The organism is Exiguobacterium sp. s83 (genome assembly GCF_018617095.1).
Lineage (GTDB): Bacteria > Bacillota > Bacilli > Exiguobacteriales > Exiguobacteriaceae > Exiguobacterium > Exiguobacterium profundum.
Genome location: NZ_JACSJP010000011.1, coordinates 1,416 through 2,824, shown reverse-complemented (window position 1 = coordinate 2,824; position 1,409 = coordinate 1,416). Strand labels below are relative to the sequence as shown.

Here is a 1,409-nt window from a genome sequence, read left to right as displayed (position 1 = left end):
GGCGGGACACCCACGTGAATACATAGCGTGGCGTGAGGCATACCCGGGGAACTGAAACATCTAAGTACCCGGAGGAAGAGAAAGAAAATTCGATTCCCTGAGTAGCGGCGAGCGAAACGGGAACAGCCCAAACCAGGAAGCATGCTTCCTGGGGTTGTAGGACACTCTACACGGAGTTACAAAGGGATAGGGTAGGTGAACGACCTGGAAAGGTCGGCCAGAGAAGGTGACGGCCCTGTAGCCGAAACCCCATCCCCTCCAGAGTGGATCCTGAGTACGGCGGGACACGTGAAACCCCGTCGGAATCCGGGAGGACCATCTCCCAAGGCTAAATACTTCCTAGTGACCGATAGTGAACCAGTACCGTGAGGGAAAGGTGAAAAGCACCCCGGAAGGGGAGTGAAAGAGATCCTGAAACCGTATGCCTACAAGTAGTCAGAGCCCGTTCACGGGTGATGGCGTGCCTTTTGTAGAATGAACCGGCGAGTTACGATGGCGGGCGAGGTTAAGCCGATGAGGCGGAGCCGCAGCGAAAGCGAGTCTGAACAGGGCGCATCAGTCCGTCGTCGTAGACCCGAAACCAGGTGATCTACCCATGTCCAGGATGAAGGTCAGGTAACACTGACTGGAGGTCCGAACCCACGCACGTTGAAAAGTGCGGGGATGAGGTGTGGGTAGCGGTGAAATGCCAATCGAACCTGGAGATAGCTGGTTCTCTCCGAAATAGCTTTAGGGCTAGCCTCGAGGTGAAGAGTTCTGGAGGTAGAGCACTGATTGGACTAGGGGCCCCCACAGGGTTACCGAATTCAGTCAAACTCCGAATGCCAGCAACTTGTACTCGGGAGTCAGACTGCGAGTGATAAGATCCGTAGTCGAGAGGGAAACAGCCCAGACCATCAGCTAAGGTCCCCAAGTGTATGTTAAGTGGAAAAGGATGTGGCGCTGCACAGACAACTAGGATGTTGGCTTAGAAGCAGCCACCATTCAAAGAGTGCGTAATAGCTCACTAGTCGAGTGGCGCCGCGCCGAAAATGTAACGGGGCTAAACATACCACCGAAGCTATGGATCCCGTAAGGGATGGTAGGAGAGCGTTCCAAGCAGCAGTGAAGCGGTATCGTGAGGAGCCGTGGAGCGCTTGGAAGTGAGAATGCCGGTGTGAGTAGCGAAAAGAGGGGTGAGAATCCCCTCCGTCGAAAGCCTAAGGTTTCCTGAGGAAGGCTCGTCCGCTCAGGGTTAGTCTGGACCTAAGCCGAGGCCGAAAGGCGTAGGCGATGGACAACAGGTCGATATTCCTGTACCGCCGTACCACCGTTTGAACGATGGGGGGACGCAGAAGGATAAGGTGACCGTGCGACTGGAAGTGCACGGACAAGCAGCGAGGCCGTCGGGTTGGCAAATCCGCCCGGCA

The 1,409-nt window shown here is 55.7% G+C and carries 1 rRNA gene (only partly in view); it reads left to right on the top strand.

Annotated elements, in window-relative coordinates:
* Positions 1–1,409, top strand: a 23S ribosomal RNA gene (locus KNO73_RS14790); its annotated part runs 1,415 nt beyond the window's last position; the annotation flags it as partial.